Origin of the sequence: Sphingomonas sp., assembly GCF_025353885.1 — a bacterium.
Taxonomy (GTDB): Bacteria; Pseudomonadota; Alphaproteobacteria; order Sphingomonadales; family Sphingomonadaceae; genus Sphingomonas_O.
In genome coordinates, this window is sequence record NZ_JANXNX010000104.1 from 1 (window position 1) to 16,735 (window position 16,735).

At 62.1% G+C, this 16,735-nt stretch carries 17 protein-coding genes and 2 pseudogenes; 7 read left to right on the top strand and 12 right to left on the bottom strand.

Features of this window, described 5'->3' with window-relative positions; translation table 11 throughout:
• On the top strand, positions 1-883 hold an 883-nt coding region (gene tgt / locus Q0R02_RS11435), incomplete at its 5' end, for a tRNA guanosine(34) transglycosylase Tgt (protein WP_293883636.1).
• Here the strand turns inward: tgt and Q0R02_RS11440 are convergent.
• The 4 genes from Q0R02_RS11440 to secB form a co-directional block, all read right to left on the bottom strand.
• Positions 880-1,566, bottom strand: coding sequence for a DUF4136 domain-containing protein (locus Q0R02_RS11440; protein ID WP_293883638.1), 687 nt, complete (start codon positions 1,564-1,566; stop codon positions 880-882). The genes tgt and Q0R02_RS11440 overlap by 4 nt on opposite strands.
• Before the next feature lie 85 nt (positions 1,567-1,651).
• On the bottom strand, positions 1,652-2,659 hold the full coding sequence (gene trpS, locus Q0R02_RS11445; RefSeq protein WP_293883661.1) for a tryptophan--tRNA ligase: 1,008 nt from the start codon (positions 2,657-2,659) through the stop codon (positions 1,652-1,654).
• Positions 2,659-4,245, bottom strand: coding sequence for a murein biosynthesis integral membrane protein MurJ (murJ, locus tag Q0R02_RS11450; RefSeq protein ID WP_293883640.1), 1,587 nt, complete (start codon positions 4,243-4,245; stop codon positions 2,659-2,661). Before murJ ends, trpS begins: the two co-directional genes overlap by 1 nt.
• Positions 4,246-4,296: 51 nt before the next feature.
• Complete coding sequence (gene secB / locus Q0R02_RS11455) at positions 4,297-4,806, bottom strand: protein-export chaperone SecB (RefSeq protein WP_293883642.1); 510 nt, start codon at positions 4,804-4,806, stop codon at positions 4,297-4,299.
• Positions 4,807-4,948: 142 nt separating this feature from the next.
• Here secB and Q0R02_RS11460 point away from each other — a divergent pair, with 142 nt between their 5' ends.
• The 4 genes from Q0R02_RS11460 to Q0R02_RS11475 all read left to right on the top strand — a co-directional run bounded on the left by Q0R02_RS11460 (position 4,949) and on the right by Q0R02_RS11475 (position 9,200).
• Positions 4,949-5,593: a Tim44/TimA family putative adaptor protein gene (locus tag Q0R02_RS11460; protein ID WP_293883644.1), complete on the top strand. Its 645-nt coding sequence runs from the start codon at positions 4,949-4,951 to the stop codon at positions 5,591-5,593.
• Positions 5,590-6,903: an MltA domain-containing protein gene (locus Q0R02_RS11465; RefSeq protein WP_293883646.1), complete on the top strand. Its 1,314-nt coding sequence runs from the start codon at positions 5,590-5,592 to the stop codon at positions 6,901-6,903. Before Q0R02_RS11460 ends, Q0R02_RS11465 begins: the two co-directional genes overlap by 4 nt.
• Positions 6,884-7,450, top strand: a complete 567-nt coding sequence (locus Q0R02_RS11470) for a Smr/MutS family protein (RefSeq protein WP_293883648.1) — start codon at positions 6,884-6,886, stop codon at positions 7,448-7,450. Before Q0R02_RS11465 ends, Q0R02_RS11470 begins: the two co-directional genes overlap by 20 nt.
• Before the next feature lie 73 nt (positions 7,451-7,523).
• Entirely contained in the window at positions 7,524-9,200 is a 1,677-nt protein-coding gene (locus tag Q0R02_RS11475) for a bifunctional diguanylate cyclase/phosphodiesterase (protein ID WP_293883650.1), read from the top strand.
• On the opposite strand, the gene dapE is transcribed toward Q0R02_RS11475, so the two are convergent.
• The 8 genes and pseudogenes from dapE to Q0R02_RS11515 form a co-directional block, all read right to left on the bottom strand.
• Entirely contained in the window at positions 9,197-10,321 is a 1,125-nt protein-coding gene (gene dapE / locus Q0R02_RS11480; RefSeq protein WP_293883652.1) for a succinyl-diaminopimelate desuccinylase, read from the bottom strand. The two genes, Q0R02_RS11475 and dapE, sit on opposite strands and share 4 nt — an antisense overlap.
• 49 nt (positions 10,322-10,370) lie before the next feature.
• Positions 10,371-11,042, bottom strand: a complete 672-nt coding sequence (locus tag Q0R02_RS11485) for a glutathione S-transferase family protein (RefSeq protein ID WP_293883654.1) — start codon at positions 11,040-11,042, stop codon at positions 10,371-10,373.
• Positions 11,039-11,683: a ribosome biogenesis GTP-binding protein YihA/YsxC gene (gene yihA / locus Q0R02_RS11490; protein WP_293883656.1), complete on the bottom strand. Its 645-nt coding sequence runs from the start codon at positions 11,681-11,683 to the stop codon at positions 11,039-11,041. Before yihA ends, Q0R02_RS11485 begins: the two co-directional genes overlap by 4 nt.
• Entirely contained in the window at positions 11,680-13,389 is a 1,710-nt protein-coding gene (yidC, locus tag Q0R02_RS11495) for a membrane protein insertase YidC (protein WP_293883658.1), read from the bottom strand. Before yidC ends, yihA begins: the two co-directional genes overlap by 4 nt.
• A 12-nt stretch (positions 13,390-13,401) precedes the next feature.
• Positions 13,402-13,626: a membrane protein insertion efficiency factor YidD gene (gene yidD / locus Q0R02_RS11500; RefSeq protein ID WP_293883659.1), complete on the bottom strand. Its 225-nt coding sequence runs from the start codon at positions 13,624-13,626 to the stop codon at positions 13,402-13,404.
• Positions 13,623-13,925 (bottom strand): annotated as a pseudogene (gene rnpA / locus Q0R02_RS11505) (ribonuclease P protein component); the annotation flags it as partial. The gene yidD and the pseudogene rnpA, both read right to left, overlap by 4 nt.
• A 20-nt stretch (positions 13,926-13,945) precedes the next feature.
• On the bottom strand, positions 13,946-14,080 hold the full coding sequence (gene rpmH / locus Q0R02_RS11510) for a 50S ribosomal protein L34 (RefSeq protein WP_293883662.1): 135 nt from the start codon (positions 14,078-14,080) through the stop codon (positions 13,946-13,948).
• 90 nt (positions 14,081-14,170) lie between these two features.
• A complete protein-coding gene (locus Q0R02_RS11515; protein ID WP_293883660.1) occupies positions 14,171-14,509 on the bottom strand; it encodes a hypothetical protein in 339 nt (112 codons plus the stop codon).
• A gap of 77 nt (positions 14,510-14,586) precedes the next feature.
• Here Q0R02_RS11515 and Q0R02_RS11520 point away from each other — a divergent pair, with 77 nt between their 5' ends.
• Both Q0R02_RS11520 and Q0R02_RS11525 read left to right on the top strand, forming a co-directional pair.
• Positions 14,587-16,095 (top strand): YifB family Mg chelatase-like AAA ATPase, encoded by a 1,509-nt coding sequence (locus tag Q0R02_RS11520; protein ID WP_293883663.1) that lies wholly within the window; start codon positions 14,587-14,589, stop codon positions 16,093-16,095.
• A gap of 215 nt (positions 16,096-16,310) precedes the next feature.
• Positions 16,311-16,735 (top strand): annotated as a pseudogene (locus tag Q0R02_RS11525) (site-specific integrase); the annotation flags it as partial.

Consider the following 16,735-nt stretch of genomic DNA (forward strand, 5'->3'; position numbering starts at 1 on the left):
CTTCATGGGCTGGGACCGGCCGATCCTGACCGACAGCGGTGGCTATCAGGTGATGTCGCTGGGTGACTTGACCAAGATTACCGAGGAGGGCGTCGCCTTCAAATCGCATCTCGACGGGTCGCGGCACATGCTGACCCCCGAACGCTCGATGGAGATTCAGCGGCTGCTCGGCTCCGACATCGTCATGGCTTTCGACGAATGTACGCCGTTCCCGGCCACGCACGAGGTCGCGGCGAAATCAATGCACCGTTCGATGCGCTGGGCAGAGCGATCGCAGGCGGGCTATCAACTTGGGCGCGATCATGCGGGTAATTCGGCGCTTTTCGGCATCCAGCAGGGGTCGATGTTCGCCGATTTAAGGGCGGAATCGACCGAATTGCTGATGAAAACGGGCTTCGATGGCTATGCAATCGGCGGTCTGGCAGTCGGGGAGGGGCAGCAGGCGATGTTCGGCGTGCTCGATTACGCCGCCGCGTTGCTTCCCGCCGATGCCCCGCGCTACTTGATGGGTGTGGGCAAACCCGACGATCTTGTCGGTGCGGTCGAACGCGGCGTCGACATGTTCGACTGCGTCCTGCCGACGCGCAGCGGGCGCAACGGGCAGGCCTTTACTTGGGATGGTCCGGTCAACATCCGTAACGCGGTCCATGCCGAGGATCAGGGGCCGCTGTCCGCCGACTGCGCCTGCCCGACGTGCGCCGGGTGGAGCCGGGCGTATCTGCATCATTTAGTGAAATCGGGTGAAATGCTGGGCGCGATGCTGATGACCGGGCATAATCTGTGGTTTTATCAACGGCTTATGCAAGGGCTGCGCGATGCGATCCGCGACCGGTCGCTGACGGCCTATGCCGACGGGTTCCGGTCGCGGTATCGTAAGGGTTAGCGTCGCGTCTTGCCCGGGGGCGCCACGGTGATCTTGACGGTCTCGCCCGAATTGCCGGGGAATCCGGTGAACATGGCATCGATCAAATTGGGCACCAGCGTCGTCAGGTCGTCATCGGTGGACATGGCCTGCGCCTTACCCTCAAACACGCGCTCCCGGCTGCCCCGACGCTCGATCCGCATTTCGAGTTGCGAATTATAGACGGTGTAGCTCTCGACGGTGTTATAATCGTCGAACAGGAACGGGTCGTAAAAGCCGCCGACGAACGCTCGGCGACCATAGCCATAGCCGTAATAGGGACGACCAAAACCACCATATCCGCCGAAGCGGCTGTAGCCGAAGCCACCGCCATAGCCGTAGCCGCCGAAGCCCGGGCTGATCGATGAGCGCAGTTTTTCACGCCCGCGGTCGACGCCATAGTTGATCGACACGATCAGGTTCGCGGTGCCCGACGTGCCCGCCCGGGCATAGCCGACCTGCTGCAGCCGATCGGCGACCATGTTGGCATAGGTCGCGAATTCCAGGCTGTTGTTCAGTCGGGGATCGTCCGCCACGACCGCGAAACTCTGGCCCTGAGGCACTGGAAGTTGCTGATAACGCAACACTCTTGCCTGGAACGGCTCGGCGCAACCGGCCACCGTCAAAAGCGCGATGGGCGCCGCGTATTTAAGGAAACGGATCATCGGCACGACCTCTATCTGATTGAATGTGTGGCAAAATGCGCCTTATTGGGTGAACGAATGTTGAACAAAATCGATCCGCCGCGGCTTAGCCTCGCTTCGACCGCTGCAGTCCCGTGGCATCATAGGCCGCCGCCAGCACTGGTGCTGCCAGCACCCGCGCCCGCTCGGCTCCGCTTTCCAGCATCGCGTCGATCCGGGCATCGTCGCGCAAATCCAACAGGCGCTCGCGGATCGGCGAAAGGGTGTAAACGAGATGCTCTACCAACCGCGCCTTGAACGGTCCGAACTGCGACCCACCATGTTCTGCCAGCACGGCTTCGCTGGTCGAATCGGAGAGCGCGGCGAGGATCGTTACCAGGTTCCGCGCCTCGGGACGGTCCGCCAACCCGGCGGGGTCGGAGGGCAGGGGCTCGGGGTCGGTCTTGGCCTTGCGAACCTTTTGCGCGATCAGGTCATTGTCGTCGGTCAGGTTGATGCGGCTCATGTCCGAGGGATCGGATTTCGACATTTTCGCGGTGCCGTCCCGCAGCGACATGATCCGCGCGGCGGCGGGGGGGATATAGGCTTCGGGCAGGGTGAACAGGTCAACACCGAAGTCGCCATTGAATTTAGTCGCAATGTCGCGGGCCAGCTCCAGATGCTGTTTCTGGTCGTCACCCACCGGCACGTGCGTCGCGTTGTACAGCAGGACGTCGGCGGCTTGCAGGACGGGGTATGCGAACAGGCCGATGCTGGCGCCCTCGCGGTCCTTGCCCGACTTTTCCTTGAACTGTGTCATCCGGTTCAGCCAGCCGATCCGCGCGGTGCAGAACAACAGCCAGGCCAGTTCGCTATGGGCGGGCACGCGCGCCTGATTGAACAGGATCGAGCGTTCGGGATCGATGCCGCTGGCAATCACCGCGGCGGCCATCTCGCGCGTGTTGGCGATCAGCGTGGCGGGCTCGTTGTGAACCGTGATCGCGTGGAGATCGGCGAGGAAGAACAGGCATTCCCCCTCGACACTATCCTGCATCCGCACCCAGTTCCGGATCGCACCGAGATAGTTGCCGAGGTGCAGGCTGCCCGTCGGCTGGATGCCCGAAACGACCCTCATCATAATCCCTTTCGACCGAATTGCGTTCGTAGTTCGCCAAGGCTGATCGCCCCCGAAGCCATCGCCACCGCGCCATAGATCGCCGCTCCGACGCCGCACAGCGTGACCAGCGCGACCACCCGCTCCAGCGTCGTGCGCGCCATATAGGGGTCGAGCAGCGGATTGAGCAGGGCGAGCGCGACCCCCATGGCAATGCTTGCCACCACGATCCGCACCGCCTTTGCCTTGAAGCGTGCATCGAAGCGCAAATGGTCCCGCCGATGCAGCGTCCAGTAGAGCAGGATGACGTTCACCCACGCCGCCGCCGCCGTCGACAGCGCGATGCCGACGAAGCCCGCGTCGAGCACCAGCACCGACAGCAGATTGCCCACCAGATTGACAAGCATCGATAACAGCGCGATCCGCACCGGGGTCCTGGTATCCTGACGCGCATAAAATCCGGGAGTCAGCACTTTGATCAGTACATAGGCCGGCACGCCCACCGAGAATGCCGCAAGCGCGCCCGCCGCGCCAATCGTGTCGATTGCAGTGAATGCGCCGTGCTGGAACACGCCCCGGATCAGCGGCGTCGCGGACACGACCAGCGCAACCGCAGCGGGCAGTGCGAGGAGCAGGCTGAGTTCCATAGCGCGGTTCTGGGTGTGACCGGCGGCAACGGCGTTGCCGCCGGCGATGTGGCGCGACAGACTGGGCAGGATTGCCGTCCCCACGCCGATGCCGATCAGCCCCAGCGGCAACTGGTTCAGCCGGTCAGCGTAATACAAATAACTGACCGCGCCCTGTTCCAGAAAGCGCGCCGCCAGCGAAGTCGAGATCAGCAGATTGAATTGGATTGCCCCCTGGCCGATGGCGGCAGGCCCGATCAGGACCAGCATCCGCTTGACGTCGGGTGAAAGCCGCGGCCGCCGCAGATTCAGGACGACCCCTGCCTGCCGACATGACCAGATCAACCAGGCAAGCTGCAACGCGCCAGCGACCGTTACCGCAATCGCTTGGGTTTCGGCAGTCTGGACCTGGGTCGAACCACGAAACAACACGATCGCGGCGATCATCGCGACATTCAACAGGATCGGGGCGGCGGCGTTTACCCAGAACCGGCCAAGCGAATTCAGGATACCGCCCAGCAGGGAAACCAGTGAGATCAGCGCCAGATAGGGAAAGGTTATCTGCGTCAGATGCTTGGCCAGCGCGAACTTCTCGACGCCGCCATCCGGAAATCCGCCGGTCATCGCCCAGACGATCGGTCCGGTTGCCGCGATCATGATGCCGGTGAAGATCACGAGAAACGGAAACAGCACCGACAGCACCTGTCCGGCAAATTCGGTGGCGGCAATGAGGCCCGACCCCGGATTTTCGGCATCGGATTCCGCAATGCGACGGTTAAACATCGGCACGAAGACCGCCGCGAAAGCGCCTTCTGCAAACAACGCGCGGAACAGGTTCGGCAAACGCCACGCGATCAGAAAGGCGTCAGATGCAAAACCCGCGCCGACAAATCGCGCCATCAGCATGTCGCGGACCATGCCAAGAACGCGGCTGACCAATGTCAGTCCGCCGATCGACGCGGTGGCACGAACCAGGTTCACAACGGCTTCAAACTGTTCGGGGCTTGCAGATCATCACAAGCCCCCCGGCGATCAGGCTTCGCCAGCAGGAGTTGCAAAGGCCAGCGCATCGCTCTGTTCGGCTTGTGAGACATAAAGCTGCCCAAAATCGATTGGCTCGAGCATCAGGGGCGGAAACCCGCCATCACGGACGGCATCGGCGAGCACGCGGCGGGCGAACGGAAACAGGATCCGCGGGGCTTCGGCAAGGAGAAATGGCTGAAGCTGGTCCTCGGGAATGTTGCGAAGCGCGAACAGGCCGGCGTAGGCGAGCTCGACCTGAAAAGCGGTCTTGTCGGCGGCGGTCGCCTTCACGTCGATCTTCAGCACGACCTCAAACGCATCGTCGCCTATTTGGGTCGATCCGATGTTGAACTGCACGTCGATCTGCGGCTGGCCCTGCCACTGGTAAACGCCGGGCGCGTTCGGATTTTCGAATGACAGGTCCTTCACATATTGCGAAAGCACCCCTGCCTGTGGTGTCGTATCTTCGCCATTGGCATAGGGTTCGTTGTCCAGCGGTGCGCCCTGTTCGTCGGCCATGTCGTGTTGGTCCTGCGGTTCGTGATGATCAATAACGGGCGCGCCTAGCAGGCGACGGGGTGGCAGGGCAATGCAAGTTTCAGCGGGCATTTGAAGTCGCGGACGATCGCGCCTATATCGAACTTTCGTATTCGGAGGTTTTGTGGTCGGTATTATACTCCTTGCAATGGTGGCTGGATTTCTGGCGCTCCGACTTTATTCGGTCCTGGGCAAACGCACCGGGCATGAGCAGACCTTTGTCGCGCCGGCGGATCATGCGAATTCCGTCCCGATTGTGGCCGGTGAGGAAGCCCGCCCGCAGGTCGTGATCGAGAATAGCAATGTTTTCGAACCGTCCGCCGCAGCAGGTATTCGAGCCATAATTGCCGCCGACAATAATTTCGACGTGGCGCGCTTCATCGAAGGATCGAAAGCGGCTTATCGCATGATCCTGGAGGCTTATTGGCGCGGCGATGAGGCTGAACTGGCTGAATTGACCGACGAGGATGTGCGTCAGTCGTTCGCAGCCTCGATTGCGGAGCGCAAGGCCGCGGGCCATGTTCTGGACAACCGCCTGGTCCAGATCGAGAAGGCAATAATTTCCGCTGCTTCGCTTGACGGTAAAGTCGCACAGGTCACGGTCCGTTTCGATGCCGATATTGCCGCCGTGACGCGGGATGCCGATAATCATGTTGTGGCTGGCTCGCTGAGCGATGCCGTGCCAACCCATGACGCATGGACCTTTACGCGCACGGTTCGTGCCCTCGATCCCAACTGGATTTTGACCGACACCGACGAGTCGGCATGACGCGGACACTAGGCGTTGCGATCGGTCTCGCGGCGCTGATGCTGGTCGGATGCGCCGGAACCGCTGTTCCGAATTCGGCGGGGTCGAAATCCAGCGTCGGACGATCTCATGGCGCCGTCTCTGGTGCATCGGCAAGTTATACGGTTAGCCCAGCAACGCCATTGAAACCGAGTGTTACGCCCGGCGTGACGGGCGTTGCTGGGGCGGAGCCGACCGCATATTCCAGTGGGATCGTTGCCGGGCCATCAATTGCTTCGCTGAAAATCGATCAAGTGGCTGGCAAGCGCGCGTTGACGGCCTTTCGCCTCAGTTGTCCGGCTTTGTTGCGGCGAAGCGATGCGTCGGGCCTGACCGCGAATAGTGATTGGACGGGCGTGTGTGCTATGGCGAACTCCTGGAACAGCGCGGACGCAGTCGGCTTTTTTGTCGCGCAGTTCGAGACCGTCCAGGTGGGCACCGGCGCATCGTTTGCGACCGGTTACTACGAGCCCGAGATCGCCGGGTCGCGGGTCCGGGCACCTGGGTATGATGTCCCGGTATATAGTCGCCCCCCCGATGAAATCGACGTTGACCTGGGCCAGTTTTCGGACCGGCTGGCAAACCGGAGGATCACCGGTCGCCTCGCGGGAACTTCGCTCGTCCCCTATTACACACGCGCCGAAATTGAGGACGGGGCGCTGGCTGGCAAGGGGTTGGAGCTGGCCTGGGCTGCCGATCCGATCGAGTTCTTCTTTCTCCAGGTGCAAGGGTCGGGTCGGCTGAAACTGCCTGACGGCAGCGTAATGCGGATTGGTTACGCCGGGCAGAATGGCCGTGACTACACCGGCATCGGGGCGTTGATGCGCGACCGCGGGCTGGTCGTTCCCGGGCAGTTGTCGATGCAGGGCATCATGGCTTATCTGCGGGCGCATCCTGCCGATGGGACTGCAATCAGGCGCGAGAACAAGAGCTGGGTGTTCTTTCGCGAATTGACGGGTGACGGGCCGGTCGGTGCTTTGGGCGTGGCAGTAACAGCGCAGGGCAGCGTCGCTGCCGACCCCGCCTTTGTGCCCTTGGGGGCGCCGGTATTCCTCTCAATGGACCGGGCCGATGCGACCGGCCTTTGGGTTGCGCAGGACACCGGGGGTGCGATCAAGGGTGCCAATCGGTTCGATACTTTCTGGGGCGCGGGCGACAGCGCGCGTTTGGTCGCTGGTGGAATGTCGGCAAGGGGGACCGCATTCGTCATGGTGCCAAGGGGTGTGCTGGCGCGACTGACGGCGAACAGGATTGGGCAGGGGAGTGCCCTCGGTGGCGGGACGACGCCTTAGCGCCGACGAGCGCGCGCTGTGGTCGCGCGTGGCCGCGTCGGTGCGCCGTGCGCGGAGCAAAAAGCCGACCGAACCCCTGCCCGAAACCCTGATCGAAGCGGTCCCTGCGACCAAAGCGAAGCCGCCGGTCGCCGCACTGGCAAGACAGCCAAAAGCTCCTCCGGTCCAACTTGGAGTGACCCTCGACGGCAGTTGGGACCGGCGGATCGCGACCGGCGGGGCCGCGCCGGAACGAACCGTCGACCTGCACGGATGTGGCGTCGATCAGGCGCATCGGCGGCTGTTGCTCGAACTCGAACTCGCGATTTCCGATGACGTTCGTGTCCTGCTGGTAGTGACAGGCAAGGCACCGAAGTCCGATGCGAGCCGCATCGACCTGCCCTTGCGCGGCATTATCCGTGCGTCGATCCTCGACTGGCTGGCGGCGTCGCGTCACGCGAGCCGGATCGCTGCGATCCGCCCGGCACATCCTCGGCATGGTGGCGCCGGAGCCTTATATATTATCCTAAGGCGTGCGAAAAACGGGGACGGTGCAAGAGGATATTAACCCTGCAATGTCATGCAGAACCGGGATTTTCTGTTGGGCGATTGCCTGACCGGGCGCAGGGACACGGCCACAGATGGAAGGGGTAACGCTAAAGTCGCGCGCGATCGCCTTTGCCGCGTGCATCGGGGCAACCTCGTTTATCCTTGCATTGCTCGCGACCGCCGACAACGGTTACGACAGCTGGGCCCTCACACGCGCGCTGGTCGTGGCCATTGTCTGCGGCGTGATGAGCTGGGCATCGGCCGAGCGATCGATTGCCGGAGTGGCCGAATCCGTTGATGCTGCCAGTGAGCGAATTGTCGCTGCGGCGCAGGGCGACCTGACCAGTCAGACCCCGGCTGAAGTCGCACGGGGAATGCCCGAACTGGCGATGGCCATGGACAGCCTGTTCCGGCAGGTTCGCGCCAATCTGGACAGCGTCCACGCGCTTGCGATGTTCGATCCCGTCACATCGCTCGCCAATCGGACGAATTTTCGCCGCGAAGCGGACCGGGTGTTGCGCACGCTGCCAACGGAGGCCGAGTGCGCCCTGTTTTTCCTCGACCTCGATAATTTCAAGGCGGTCAATGATACTTATGGCCATGCGCAGGGCGACCAACTGCTGGCGATGGTTGCCAACCGCCTGCGGGTGGTGGCCGATGCCGCAGGATCGCGTTCGGTGGCAGCCGGGCTACCGCTGGTCGGGCGGCTGGCAGGAGACGAGTTCACGATCCTGTTTCCACAGGTCAGTGGTATTGCAGGAGCAACGCGAATCGCGCGCGGGTTGCTCGCCGTGATGACCGAGCCGTTCGACCTGGCGGGTCATTCGCTCGACGTGGGAGCGTCGATCGGCGTCGCCATGCGACCCGCAGCGGGCCAGTCGCTCGCCGTGTTGATGCGCGCCGCCGATGTCGCAATGTATCATGCCAAGGCAAGTGGTCGTGCGCAGTTTCAGTTCTATAGCGACGCACTGGCAGAGCGGCTGGCAGACCGGACGCGACTGGAAAACGACCTGCGGATGGCGGTTGCGCGTGACGAACTGACGGTTGCGCTGCAGCCGCAGATATCGCTTACCGACGGATCGATCGTCGCTGCCGAAGCACTGTTGCGCTGGATCCATCCGGTCGACGGCCTGCGTACGCCAGAGACATTCATCGCGGCGGCAGAGGAAAGCGGGATCATCTTCGAGGTCGGCAACTGGTCGATCGACGCCGTTGGCCGCATGGCGGCGGAGTGGGCAAAGGCCGGGGTGCCTTATCGACTCGCCGTCAATCTCAGCCCACGCCAGATCAACCGGGCCGACTTTTTCCCGCGACTGCGCACGGCGATGGAATATCACAAGATTTCGATGACGATGATCGAATTCGAAATTTCCGAAGCGCTCGCCATGTCCTGCGGCGAGGCGGTGCTGGCCGAGATCGCGGCGTTGCGTAACGCCGGGGCGCGGGTTGCGCTTGATGATTTCGGCGCGGGCTATTCGAGTCTTCAGCGACTGCGGCATCTGCCGATCGACCGCATCAAGATCGATGGCAGCCTGATCGCCGACATCGCTACGCACAGCGACGCACGGACGATCGTCCAGTCGATTATCAGTCTGGCGCACGGCCTCGGGTATGAAGTAGTCGCGGAGGGTGTCGAGAACGTCGACCAAATGGATGTGCTCCGCGTCATGGGCTGCGATGCCGCCCAGGGGTTCGTCATCGCCCACCCGATGTCGGAAGCGGAGTTCCTGAAATGGAGCACGACCGAGCGCGAGATGCTGTTCGGCTAAGCGAACACGCGCTCCAAAATGTTTTCGTAAATGTCGGCGAGCGCTGTCAGGTCGGTCAGCGACACGGCCTCGTCCAGCTTATGCATTGTGGCATTGCACAGCCCGAACTCCACGACCGGGCATAACGCCACCAGATAGCGCGCGTCCGAAGTGCCGCCGGTCGTCGATAACTTCGGAACCACGCCTGTCACCTGCTGCACCGCATCCGAAACCAGCGTGCTCAAGGGCCCGGGCGGTGTTAGAAATGCTTCTCCGGAAATGCGCGCCGTGACCGTGGCGCGCGCTGTTTCGGTTTCCGCAATCGCCCGAACACGCGCGACCAGAGCCTCGCCATTCTGCTGGTCGTTGAACCTGATGCTCAACCGCGCGCTGGCCTTGGCGGAGATGACGTTGGTAGCGGGATTGCCAACGTCGATTGTCGTGACTTCGATGTTGGAGGGCTGGAACCAGTCGGTGCCGTCGTCCAGCACGATCGCATCGATTGCCGACAGGATGCGGACCAGCACGGGGATCGGGTTGTCGGCGAGGTGCGGATAGGCGACGTGGCCCTGCGTCCCGGCGACTTCGATCCAGATATTGACCGATCCGCGCCGCCCGATCTTGATCGTGTCGCCCAACCGCTCTGCCGAAGTGGGCTCGCCGACGAGGCATAGGTCCGGAACCAGATTTTGCGCACGCATCCGTTCGATCAGGGCAACGGTGCCATAGGTCGCGGGGCCTTCCTCGTCGCCGGTGATGACCAGCGTCAGCCGGCCCTTGTGGCCGACGACACGCGATGCCGCTGCGACGAACGAAGCGATAGCGCCTTTCATGTCGACGGCCCCACGCCCGTGCAGCAGGTCGCCGCGCACCTGTGGATCGAAGGGTGAAGTTTGCCATCCGTCGCCGGGCGGCACGACGTCGAGATGTCCAGCAAAGGCGAAGTGCGGGCCGACGTCGGACCCGCGGGTGGCCAGCAGGTTCTCGACGGGGCCGTCGGGTGCCTGCCCACAGGTGAGGCGATCGAGCGTAAACCCTTGCGCAACCAAAGCCCGTTCGAGCACTGCAAAGACTTGACCCGTGGCAGGGGTGATGCTCGGAACAGCGATCAGGGCTTTGGCGAGGGTGAGGGCGTCGGTCATCGCGCATGCGGTAGCGAGCGGTCGGCGTTTTGCCTAGCAGTTCACCGCACTAGGCCTCGACCGGCGCTTCGAATTTTTCGATAACCCAGTCCTCGGCCTGCGCGCCCGCAATCCAGTCCTGCATGAACGGATGCGCGATCACGGCCTGGATATAGCCGTGCGCGAACCGGGCGACCGGTAGCGAATAAGTGATGAACCGCGTCACGACTGGCGCGAACATGATGTCGGCGGCGCCGAACTCACCAAACAGAAAGTCGCCACCGGACCCGAACCGCGCGCGGGCCTGCGCCCACAATTCCATAATCCGGTTAATCTCTGCCGCCACTGCGTCGGAGGGCGGGTGAGGCGGGTAGATCTGGCGAATATTCATACCGTGTTCGCGGCGCAGTGCCGGAAAGCTGGAATGCATTTCAGCAGCCATCGATCGCGCCATCGCACGCGCGGCTTCGTAGGTCGGCCAGAACAGCGTATTGCCGGTCTTTTCGTTGAGGAACTCAACAATCGCCAAGCTGTCCCAGACGACGATATCGCCGTCCCACAGGATCGGGACCTTCCCCTGGCTCGGGGCAAATTCATCGCCCTCACGGCGCTTGTCCCACGCCTCGTCATAAAGCGGCACGACCGCCTCCTCGAACAACAGTCCCGACTGTTTGCACGCCAGCCAGCCACGGAGCGACCACGACGAATAGGTCTTGTTGCCGATAAAGAGCTTCAGGGTCATGCGGTCGCTATCGCTTCAAGAACCGCGGCGCGCAACTCGGGAATGCCCATCCCTTTTTCCGAAGACGTCAGGATGAGATCGGGATGCGCCGCCGCGCGCTTGCGGATTGTCTCCGCCGTGCGCGCCGAAACAGTTTCGAGCTCGGTTGCCTTGATCTTGTCGGTCTTGGTCATCACCACGCGGTAGCTGACAGCGGCTGCATCGAGCATCTCCATGATATCGTTGTCGACCGGCTTGATCCCGTGTCGACTGTCGATAAGCACGAAGGCGCGGGCCAGAACCTGCCGTCCGCGTAGATAATCGTTGATCAGGAACCGCCAACGCTTGACCATGTCCTTTGGAGCCTCGGCAAAGCCATAACCCGGCATGTCGACCAAGCGTAGCCTCATTGGTTCGCCAACCTCGAAAAAATTCAATTCCTGGGTTCGGCCCGGCGTGTTCGACGTTCGCGCCAGGGCGTTGCGATTTGTCAGCGCGTTCAGCAAGGACGACTTGCCGACATTGGACCGCCCGGCAAACGCCACTTCGGGAACTGTCGGGTCAGGAATGAACTCGAGCGTGGGCGCTGATTTCAGGAACGAAACCGGCCCAGCGAACAGCTTGCGTGCCGCCTCGATATCGTCATCTTCGAACCCGCTCACTTCGTGTCAGCCGGTAAGGCCTTTAGTCCGGGATGCCTGGAATAGAGCCACTTCTGCTGCAGGATCGTAAGCGTGTTCGACGTCATCCAGTAAAGCTGTAACCCGGCGGCGAAGGGCGCCATTACGAAAACCAGTATCCACGGCATGAATTTGAAGACCTGCGCCTGTGCGGCATCCATTGGCGTCGGGTTTAGCTTGAACTGCATATACTGGGTCACGCCGACCAGGATCGGCAAGACGCCAATGGCGATGGCGTGCGGTGGCGTGAACGGCAGCAGGCCAAACAGGTTCACCGGCGTCAGCGGATCAGGCGCAGATAGATCGTGGATCCACAGGACGAAGGGCTGGTGACGCATCTCGATCGTCAGGACCAGCACCTTGTAAAGCGCGTAAAAGATCGGAATCTGCAGGAATATCGGCAGGCAACCGGCGAGTGGGTTGACCTTCTCCGCCTTGTAAAGCGCCATGATCTCCTGCTGCTGGCGCGGCTTGTCGTCCTTGTAGCGTTCCTGGATCGCCTTCATCTTCGGCTGGACGACGCGCATTCCGGCCATTGATGCGAACTGGCGCTGGGCAACGGGGAACATCAGCCCGCGTACGGTCAGGGTCAGCAACATGATCGCCAGCCCGAAATTGCCGACCAAGCCCCACAACCAGTGGAGATAATGAAAAATCGGCTTTTCGACGATCTCGAACCAACCCCAGTCGATGGCCTTGCCGAACAGCGGAATACTCAACGCAGTTTCATACCCGTCAAGCGTGCTGACTTCCTTGGCTCCTGCAAAGAAGTGGGTGGTCGTACTCTGCGCCTTGCCCGGAATAACCGTGGCGGCGGGGTTGGTGAAGTCTGCCTGATAGACAGTTCCCGCCGCGCGGAACCCGGCATCGATTGAGCCAGTGCCAGCAGGAGCCAATGCGGTCAGCCAGTATTTGTCGCCAAAACCCAGCCACCCGCCCGGTGAGGTAAAGCGCGTTCCTGCCTGCCCGCCCTCGTCGAGCGTCTTCCAGTTGACGCGGTAGTTGGCGGCACGGTTGAACACGCCAAGCGGACCGACATGATCGGTCCAGACATCGGGATCCTTCGATTTCCCGTCGCGGGCGATATAGGCAAAACTACGGGCAATAACGGGCTCGGTCCCGGTGTTGGCGACGTTCTGTTCGACGGTGAACATATAGTTGGCGTCGACGCTGAACTTCAGCAGGAATTGCTGGCCAGTACTGTTGTTCCAACGCAGCGTTACCGGTTTGGTTGGGGTTAGTTCGGTGTTGTCAGCCTGCCAGACAGTCGCGGGGCCGGGTGCCGACAATCCCTCGCCGGTCCAGCCAAATCCGGCATAATAGGCGTCCGCGCCGCCCTGGGGAGCGAGCAAACGGATCGGCGGCGAGTTCTTGTCAAGCGTTTCCTGGTAGGTGCTGAGCACCAGATCGTCGATCCGTGCGCCGGTCAGGTTGATCGTGCCCGCAAGTTTCGGGGACCGGATATTGACCCGCGCGGTGGCAGCAATGACTTTCGCACGATCCTGAACAACCGGTGCCGTCGTCGGTGCGGGCGTATTCGCGGGCGTAATCGCAACGCTTTTTCCGTCGACGATCTTTATCGAAGGTTGGTTTGCCACGGGGAAATACTTGCTGGAAATCGTGCTCCAGCCCAACAGGACAAGCGCCGACAACACGATCGCCAGTATCAGGTTACGCTGATTATCCACGTGGCAGGTCCTTCAGGAAACGGGGTCTTTGGGTACAGGATCGAAGCCGCTGCCGCCCCACGGATGACAGCGCATGATGCGTTTGAGCGCTAGCCAACCGCCGCGCAGCGCGCCGTGGCGCTCGAGCGCTTCGATGGCATAGGCAGAACAGGTTGGTGCGTAGCGACAGGTCGGCTGCAGCAGCAACGATGGGCCGCGCTGCCAGCCCCTGGCCACCAAGATCAGCAGGCGCTTCACGTGGCAAGTTTGGCGACCGCCCGTTTCAGGTCGTCGCGCAACATGGCATAGTCGCGCTCGACGCCGCCTGCGCGACCGATCAGGATATGATCGCTGCCGACAAAGCCCCCGTCCGCGATGACTTCACGAGCGAGCGCGCGAAAACGCCGTTTCATGCGATTGCGCACGACGGCGTTGCCAATTTTTTTGGTGACGGTGATACCGATTCGCTTGGTGTCATCGCCGTCCACGCGGTCACGGACAAGCAGTACGAACCCGAAGGTTGCGCGCCGCATCGCGTTGTTGGCGGCAAGGAAATCCCTGCGCGCCGAAACCGTTGTTAGGCGGACAGCTTGATGCGTCCGCGTGCCCGTCGGGCGCGGATCACGGCACGGCCGCCCACTGTCGCCATCCGATGGCGGAAACCGTGACGTCGTGCGCGAACAAGATTGCTCGGCTGAAAAGTGCGCTTCATCGCTCATGCCCTGATACGAAACTTTGAAAAGAAAAGGTCGCCCCATGGGGACGACCGTTAGGGCGGCACTATGGCGGGTTCTAACAAAAGTCAATTGCTTGTCGCGTCATGATGTGGAGCCAGGTCGGCAAGCCGCGCCTTGCGTTCGGCGCGCCGCCTGGCGCTGGCACGGCGCAGGCCCCAGTCGGTCCAACGTCCGTGTGTGGGCCAGCGCCGCTTGAACCGGACATAGTGACGCTTTGCCTTTTTTGAATAACGCAGCATCAGGCCAAATCCCGCGGCGAACACGAAAACCCCGCCGGGGCCGGGAATTGCACCCACGATGGGCGATGCCACGACCAGGACACAGCCGACCACAAACATACTTGTTCGCACCGCAGGCTGATGGTCGACGCTGCGCAAATGTTCGAGGAAATTCATTGGCTCCATTTGGGTTGCGTGTGTTGCATTGGCAAGACGGCGCCGACCCGCGTATGCGACGCTTTGAAACGGGGGGCGCAATTACTATGGTCGCTATGGTGCCGACAGTGGCGTATCTGGGGCTGGAGGCGCGCGCGGTCGAGGTTCAGTGCTCGTTGATCTCGGGAATTCCGAACTTCACGGTGGTTGGGCTGGGAGACAAGGCCGTTGCCGAAAGCCGGGAGCGGGTGCGGGGCGCCATCGCCGCCATCGGACTCGCTCTGCCGCCAAAGCGCATCACGGTGAACCTGTCGCCCGCGGATTTGCCGAAGGAGGGATCACATTATGACCTGCCTATCGCCCTGGCTCTGCTGGGGGCGATGGGCATCGTCGATGCGGAGACGCTAGCCGGCTATGTGGTCGTCGGAGAGCTGGGTTTGGATGGCCGGATCGCGCCGTCGCCGGGCGTATTGCTGGCCGCGATCCATGCGTCCGAACAGGGAAGGGGGCTGGTCTGCCCGGTGGCCCAAGGCGCAGAAGCCGCCTGGGCAGGCAATGTCGAAGTTATTCCCGCACCCGATTTGCTGAGCCTGCTCAATCATTTCAAGGGAACGGCGCTCTTGCCTGGCGCAGTCGCCGGCGAGGTCGAGGACCGCGCCCACGGTCCCGATCTGCGCCAGGTCAAGGGACAGGAGACCGCTAAGCGCGCCCTGGAAATTGCTGCGGCGGGAGGACACAATCTGCTGATGGTCGGGCCGCCGGGTGCGGGCAAGTCGCTAATGGCGTCGTGCCTGCCGGGAATATTGCCCGATCTGACGGCGGGCGAGGCGCTGGAAGTTTCGATGGTCGCGAGTGTATCCGGAGAATTGACCGCGGGTCGTCTGAAGCGGACGCGGCCGTTTCGATCGCCGCATCATTCAGCGTCGATGGCCGCGCTGACCGGCGGCGGGTTACGCGTCAAGCCGGGTGAGGTCAGCCTTGCGCACCTTGGCGTGCTGTTCCTCGACGAACTGCCCGAGTTCCAGCGTGCGGCACTCGATTCGCTGCGACAACCGCTCGAGACCGGTAGCGTCAGCGTTGCCCGCGCCAATGCTCATGTGACCTTCCCCGCGCGCGTCCAGTTGATCGCGGCGATGAATCCGTGCCGTTGTGGTCATTTGGGCGACGCCGCCCTAGCATGTTCGCGCGCCCCGAAATGCGCATCGGATTACCAGGCCAAGGTGTCAGGACCGATGCTCGATCGCATCGACCTGCACGTCGACGTGGCAGCAGTCAGTGCCGCCGACTTGGTGCTGCCCCCGCCTGCCGAGGGAAGCGCCGAGGTCCGGCAGCGCGTGGCCGATGCGAGGGCGTTGCAGACCGCGCGCTACGGCGTCGACGGTCCCCGCACTAACGCCGAAGTCGACGGCGATTTGCTGGAGACACATTGCATGCCCGATGAAGCAGGGCGAAAACTGCTTGCCCAGGCCGCCGAAGCGATGCGGTTGTCAGCGCGGGGATATACGCGCATCCTGCGGGTGGCACGCACGATCGCCGACCTGGCTAATGTCGAGAAAGTAGGACGCATCCACATCGCTGAGGCGCTGAGCTATCGTCGGCAGGCGCCGCGAAATTGACGGGATTGCCCTAGACCGAAACCCGCTATACTGAGCAACACAGGGCGGGCGTGGTCGAACTGGTAGACGTGCTGGGCTCAAAAGCAATTCAAAAATCTTTGAAAATCACAAAAACCTTACAAAGACGCCAGTTTTGAGCCATATTTCTCGCCAGATGGTCTAGCGCACTGCTAGCACAAAATGGCATCGGATGGCCCACGACCACAAGGCACTCTTTGCTGGACAACAAGGTTCAGCTCTACATGCCACCCAACAGTCCGCACTGGCAATGTGCCTGTTCGATTGCCGGAAAACAGCGCCGCACTTCAACCAAAGAGGACAGCCTCTCTCGCGCCAAGGATGTTGCGCGCGACTGGTATCTTGGCTTGATGGGAAAATACCGCGCCGGGGAATTGAAGGAAGGCGTCACTTTCCGCACGGCGGCGGAGCATTTCGTCAAAGAGTTCAAGGTCATCACCGAGGGCGAGCGCAACAAGGAATATATCAAAAGCCTGTTGATCTCCCTCAACGTCCACCTGTTGCCCTTCATGGGCGACCGCGTTGTGACGGACATCACCCCCGGACTTGTCCAGGAATACCGCGTCCACCGGATGACGTCGCGGATCGACAAAAAGACCGGCCTGCCCAAGCGGCCTTCGCG